The 6,121-nt window shown below is 64.3% G+C and carries 6 protein-coding genes and 2 pseudogenes; 1 reads left to right on the forward strand and 7 read right to left on the reverse strand.

Annotation, left to right across the window (positions count from 1 at the left end; genetic code table 11):
• From EN925_RS18980 to EN925_RS19010, 7 genes and pseudogenes are all read right to left on the reverse strand, one after another.
• A pseudogene (locus EN925_RS18980) lies at positions 1–248 on the reverse strand (alpha/beta hydrolase); the annotation flags it as partial.
• A 32-nt stretch (positions 249–280) separates the two neighbouring features.
• The gene (locus EN925_RS18985; protein WP_127369513.1) at positions 281–1,891 is read right to left on the reverse strand and encodes a molybdopterin-binding/glycosyltransferase family 2 protein; all 1,611 of its coding nucleotides are present in this window, start codon (positions 1,889–1,891) and stop codon (positions 281–283) included.
• Positions 1,888–2,592 (reverse strand): XdhC family protein, encoded by a 705-nt coding sequence (locus tag EN925_RS18990; protein ID WP_013532111.1) that lies wholly within the window; start codon positions 2,590–2,592, stop codon positions 1,888–1,890. Before EN925_RS18990 ends, EN925_RS18985 begins: the two co-directional genes overlap by 4 nt.
• Before the next feature lie 65 nt (positions 2,593–2,657).
• Positions 2,658–2,996 carry an XdhC family protein gene (locus EN925_RS18995; RefSeq protein ID WP_013532112.1) on the reverse strand — a complete coding sequence of 113 codons (339 nt, stop codon included), beginning with the start codon at positions 2,994–2,996 and terminating at the stop codon, positions 2,658–2,660.
• A 60-nt stretch (positions 2,997–3,056) separates the two neighbouring features.
• Positions 3,057–4,301: a VWA domain-containing protein gene (locus tag EN925_RS19000; protein WP_024504342.1), complete on the reverse strand. Its 1,245-nt coding sequence runs from the start codon at positions 4,299–4,301 to the stop codon at positions 3,057–3,059.
• Between the two features lie 3 nt (positions 4,302–4,304).
• Positions 4,305–5,234 carry a MoxR family ATPase gene (locus tag EN925_RS19005; protein WP_013532114.1) on the reverse strand — a complete coding sequence of 310 codons (930 nt, stop codon included), beginning with the start codon at positions 5,232–5,234 and terminating at the stop codon, positions 4,305–4,307.
• A complete protein-coding gene (locus tag EN925_RS19010; protein ID WP_128336802.1) occupies positions 5,231–5,758 on the reverse strand; it encodes a flavin reductase in 528 nt (175 codons plus the stop codon). Before EN925_RS19010 ends, EN925_RS19005 begins: the two co-directional genes overlap by 4 nt.
• Positions 5,759–5,937: 179 nt before the next feature.
• Between EN925_RS19010 and EN925_RS19015 the strand changes: the two are divergent.
• A pseudogene (locus tag EN925_RS19015) lies at positions 5,938–6,121 on the forward strand (ABC transporter substrate-binding protein); the annotation flags it as partial.

Here is a 6,121-nt window from a genome sequence, read left to right on the forward strand (position 1 = left end):
CGCACGCTGGCGTCGGTATATTGGGCTTTCACCCGCCGCTCGGGCACCTGGTCACGCTGGTTGATGTCGCGCATCTCGCGGTAGTCGATGACCGTGTAGGCGCCGTTGCTGTCGGACGACAGCGTGGGCGGATAGGCGAAGAGATCGTCCTTGAAGGGTTTTAGGGACAGCGTCTGACTTTGCGCAGCCGACGACAGCAACGCGGTCGTGACTGCAAAGGCACAGAAAATTTGGCGGCGAAAAGACATACCCAACGCATGCGTAATTCGGCTTGGGTTTGTCAATCCTGCAGCACGCCGCCGGCGCCTTCCAGCGCCTCGCGCGTGTCGACATCGACAGACGCCGCCGCGCCGATCTCGACATCGATGACATCGAGCCCTTCGGTCTCGACCAGATGGCGTGCGCCGGTGTCGCCCTCCAGATGGGCGATCGCCGGAAACAGCGAACGCGGCAACAGCACCGGATTGCCGCGCTTGCCGTCATGCGAAGCGCGGACCACCGCATTGCCGCCGCCCTTGCGGAACGCATCGATCAATCTGTCGAGATCGTGGGACGTGATATCGGGCATGTCGCCGAGCACGATCATCACACCGGCGGAGTCCTCCGGCAGATAGGCAATGCCGGCCTTCAGCGACGTGGACAAGCCGTCGGTAAAATCAGGATTGTGCGCGAAGGTCACGTCGAGGCCCGCCAGCGCAGCGCGCACCCGCTCGCGCTGGTGGCCGGTGACGACGACAGTTCTGGACGCCTTCGAGCCAAGCGCCCGCTCGGCGGTGCGGCGCACCAGCGGCTTGCCGTCGAACAGCGCCAACAGCTTGTTCGGCCCGCCCATGCGGCTCGACCGGCCGGCCGCCAGCAGCACGATGCCGACCTTCAGTTGAGATTTGGCCGGCAGCGGTTCGCGCGGCTGCGGCCGTGTGGGGATTTCCATCAACAGCCCGCCGACCCCCATGCCGGCAATATCCCTGGCGGTCACGTCGAGACCGGCGATCAATCGGTCCAGCACCCAATCGAACCCGTTCTCCTTGGGACTGCGGGCGCAGCCGGGCGCGCCGATGACGTGCTTGCCGCCGAGCGTACCGAGCACCAGCAGATTGCCGGGATCGACCGGCATACCGGCGCGGACGACGGTACCGCCCGCTTTCTCGATCGCCGCGGGAATGACATCGGCGAAATCGCTCATCGCCGAGGCGCCGAAGATCACCACCATGTCATTGTCGCGCACCAGGGAAGCCGTGGCCTCCGCCACCGGCGCGATCTCATGCGCCGTGCGGCGCTCGGCCGTCAGCCTGCCGCCGGTACGCGCCAGCCGTGCTTCGGTGACGCGCAGCGTCTTGTCGAGCACGGAAGGCTTGATGCCCGGCAGAACCGTCTGGATGACGCCGACACGCACGGGCCGGTAGGCATTGACGGCAAAGATCTCGCCTGCGGCGCAGATTTCTGTCGCAGCGTCGACCAGCGCTGAACCGACCGCGAAGGGAATGATCTTCACCGTCGCGACCATCTGGCCTTTTTCGACCGGCGCATGCTGCGCCAGCGTGGCGATGGTGATGGCGGGATCGATGGCATTGATGGCGTCGATGGCAACGGCATCGACCGTGAAGATGCCCGGCGCCTTGGCGTGGAGGTTGACCCGCCCGGTCGCGGCAGGCTTGGCTTCGATGCCGCGAAAGGCCATGCTCCCGGCAATCGTTTGCGCGGCCGCATCCTCGCCGAGGTCGTCCTCAGCCAGAACAGCCGCAACGACCTCGGAAACACCGGCAGTCCGTAGCAGCGCCACATCTTCGGCGCTCAGCCTATGCGCCTTGCGGAAGCGGCGTTCACCAGCGGTGGTGGAGTGTGCCAGCACCGCGCCTTCCGCCGTCTCGATCGGGATCGGTCCGAATTTCACGCCGCCGCACCTTTTGCGTCCAGCCCGCGCGAGCGGAAGGCATGGATCGCCTGGGCCAACACCGCAACAGCAATCTCTCCCGGGCTGGCAGCACCAATATCGAGCCCGATCGGCGCATGGATACGGGCGATCTGGTCGGCGCTCGCGCCCAGCGCCAGCAAACGTTCGACACGCTTGGCATGCGTCTTCCTGCTGCCGAGCGCGCCGACATAGAAGCAGTTGGCGTCTAGTGCTGCCTTCAGGGCGAAATCATCGACCTTCGGATCATGGGTGACGGCGGCAAGTGCGGTGTAGCTGTCGAGCGGCTGACGCTTCAGCACATCCTCCGGCCATTCGGCATGAAGCGCCACATCGGGAAAGCGGTCCGGCGTGGCGAAAGCGGTGCGGGGGTCGATGATCTCCACGGGATAGCCGGCGATCTTCGCCATCGGCGCCAGCGCCTGGCTGATATGGACAGCGCCAATCACGACCAGACGCGGCTGCGGCAGATGCGCGTTGAGAAAGAAAGTCCGCCCCTCGGCTTCGACCGAACCGGAATTACCGGTGCGAAACGCCCTGGCGATCGCGGTTCCGAGATCGCCGGCGACGTGATCGCCCTCGCGCACGATCCGGTCGCGGCCGTCACCGAGATCGGTGACAAGGATCGCCGCACGGCGGGCGCGTCGTTCGGCGTTCAAAGTTTTTAAGGCGTAGGGATCCATCAGGAAATCTCTTGTCCGAGCATCATCTTGTCCAAAAACCGGGTCCCACTTTTTGGGATCATGCTCTAGCCCAGTCTTTCCACGTACACCTTGATGCGGCCGCCACAGGACAAGCCCACTTGCCATGCGGTTTCATCGGCAACACCGAACTCCAGCATCCTGGCCTTGCCGCTGTCGATGACGTCGATGGCCTCGCTGACCACAGCGCCTTCGACGCAGCCGCCCGAGACGGAGCCGTGGAAATTGCCGTCTGCGTCGATGACCAGATGGCTGCCTACAGGTCGGGGCGCCGAACCCCAGGTCTCGACAACTGTCGCGATGGCCACGTCCTTGCCGTCCTTCATCCAGCCCTCCGCAATGATCAGCGGGTCGCGGGCCTCATCCAGATAAATGCTGTTTTCCATGACCGTTTCTCCAGAAGTCTGTTTTTCTCGGGATCTGTTTTCCGGATGGGAAGGATATGGTTATGCGGCGCGCCTCGCGCCAGCTTCCAGCCATCGGCGCGGATCGACGGATTGTGCCGACTTCTTGTCCAATGACGCGCAGAGATCGGCGAGCGCATCGAGATTGTGCACCGAGCGGAACTCGTCGACATGCGGCAGCATCGCCTTGACGCCACGGGCGCGCGCCTGGAAGCCGTCGAAGCGCAGCAACGGGTTCAGCCAGATCAGCCGCCGGCAGGATTTGTGCAGGCGCTCCATCTCCTCCGACAGGCCGGCGACATCGTCGCGCTCCAGCCCATCTGTGATCAGAAGCACGACCGCCCCCTGCCCCAGCACGCGACGCGACCATATCAGGTTGAACTCGGCCAGCGTGTCGCCGATGCGGGTGCCACCCGACCAGTCCATGACCGCCGCCGAACAGTCGGCAAGGGCTGCATCCGGGTCGCGATGGCGCATCTGCCGCGTCAGATTGGTCAGCCGGGTACCGAAGACGAAGGTGTGCACGCGACGCCTTTTTTCCGTCAGCGCATGCAGGAAATGCAGGAAAATCCGCGTGTACTGGCTCATCGAGCCGGAAATGTCGGCCAACACGACCAGCGGCGGATGAACCTCGCGGGCCGAGCGGAATTTCGGCAGGATCAGTTCGCCGCCGGTGCGCGCGGCCGAACGCATCATGGCGCGCGGATCGATGCGGCGGCCATGCGCATCGGCCTTGAAGCGCCGCGTCCGCACCATGTCGAAAGGCAACCGCAACTGCGCGATCGCCTTCTTGGCGTCGGCCATCTCGGCGGCGTTCATCTGGGCAAAATCCTTGGCCCGCAGCACCTCGTTGCCGGAAAAGGTGAAGCGGGCGTCGACCTCGATCTCGGGAATTTCCTGTGGCGGCTGGTTCTTCTGGTGTCCCTCGAACATCGCCTGGCTGACCCGGTTTTCAGCGGCGCGTGGCTTCTGCTTTTCCCTGGTGTCGGGCGCCACCGGCGAAAACATCGCCAGCATCTTTTCGATCAGTTCGCGCGACTTCCAGAACAGCCGGAAGGCCTCGTCGAAAATGGCGTGATCCTCATGCCGCGACACCAGCACGGCGTGCAGCGTCCAGTAGAAATCGTCGCGCGAACCGATGCCCGCGGCGAGCACCGCCTCGATGGCGTCCTTGACCGAGGCCGGCCCCACCCGCATGCCCGCCTTGCGCAAGGTGCGGGCAAAATAGACGATGTTGTCGGCGATCCGCCCGTGCGGCATGGCCTCTTTTGGCTCGGGGCGCGGCATCGCCTACTCCGCCGCCGAAAGCTCGGCCTTCACCTCGTTGAGGATGCGCCGGCCTTCGCCCTGTTCGATGCGGGCAATGTCGTCCTGGTATTTCAACAGCACGCCGATCGTATCGGAGACGGTTTCCGGATCGAGCGCCACCTTGTCGAGCTCGGTCAGCGCGCCGGCCCAGTCGATGGTTTCGGCGACACCCGGCACCTTGAACAGCTCGATCTGGCGCAGCTTCTGGATGAAGGAGACCACTTCGGCCGAAAGGCGCTGGTTGGCCTGCGGCACCTTGCGGCGCACGATCTCCAACTCGCGCTCGGCATTGGGATAGTCGACCCAGTGATAGAGGCAGCGCCGCTTCAGCGCGTCGTGGATCTCACGGGTGCGGTTGGTGGTGATGATGACGATCGGCGGCTCTTCCGCCTTGATGGTGCCGAGCTCGGGCACCGTCACCTGGAAGTCGGACAGGATTTCGAGCAGGAAGGCCTCGAACGCCTCGTCGGTGCGGTCGAGCTCATCGATCAGGAAAACCGGGGCAGCCCCCGCCTTGCCGGTCAGCGCATCGAGCACCGGGCGGCGGATCAGGTATTTTTCGGAGAAGACGTTGCGCTCCATGGCGGAGCGCTCGACCTTGCCGGCCGCCTCCTCCATGCGGATCTCGATCATCTGCGCGGCGTAGTTCCACTCGTAGACGGCGGACGAGACGTCAAGGCCTTCATAGCATTGCAGGCGGATCAGCCGGCGGCCGAGCGCCTGTGCCAACACCTTGGCGATCTCGGTCTTGCCGACGCCGGCCTCGCCCTCAAGGAAAAGCGGCCGCTTCATACGCAACGACAGGAACAGTACGGTCGCCAACGACCGGTCCGCCACATAGTCCGCACCGGTCAGGAGATCGAGCGTCTCGTCGATCGTCCGTGGCGCGGCGCGCGGTTTCAGCTCGGTCATTCTTTCTCCGTGAACGCCGCCGCTCCGCTTTCCAGTACGTGGTAGCCGCGGGCGTGATAGATCAGCGGCCGCAAATTATCGCCCATCCGCAGGCCTGTCACCTTGCCAAAAAGCACACGATGGGTGGCCAGGTCCTTGGTGTCGATCAATTCGCAGTCGAACACGGCGAGCGCACCCTTCAGCGTCGGCGCGCCGGTGGAGATCACGTCCCATTCGCCGAGCGCGAAGCGCTCCTCGACCGGCAAGCCGGTGATTCCGGAAAAGCCGACTGACAGCGGCTCCTGGTGGGAAGCCAGGGTGTTCAAGGCAAACCTGCCGTTTTTCACGAACGGTTCGTTCTTGGGATTTTCGCGATTGAGACAGACCAGAATGGTCGGCGGGGTGTCCGAAACCGAGCAGGCCGCGATCACCGTCGCGCCGCGCTTGCCGGCCGGCCCGTCGGTGGTGACCACATGGACGTGGCCGGCAAAGTGGCTCATCGCGTCGCGATAGGCCTGCGGCCAAATGTCTTTCTTCTTCAGCACCGTTTTTTTTCCATTGTCAGGATCCTATCGACATATATGGCCAGACATAGCCCGCCACAAGCGAAGTGCCTGAGCCATATCCCGAAATTCGCGTGTTGCACCAAGGCCGGGCAGCCTTTAGGTCTTGGCGGCAACAGTGCCGGGAGCATAGGACCGGCCCGGAGGATCCCATCGCTCGAATGCGACCCAGGACAAGAACAATAGCGGCGCTGTTCTGGCTGTTCCTGGCCAGTGGTGCGGATGCCCGGACGCTGCTGGTCGGCGTCTCGGCGCCCCTGTCGGGACCATCGGCCATTCTCGGCAAGCAGATCGAGGCCGGTACCGGTATGGCCGCCGAAGCGGACGGCATCGAACTCAAGACCG

Source organism: Mesorhizobium sp. M7A.F.Ca.US.006.04.2.1 (assembly GCF_004022915.1).
GTDB lineage: Bacteria > Pseudomonadota > Alphaproteobacteria > Rhizobiales > Rhizobiaceae > Mesorhizobium > Mesorhizobium ciceri.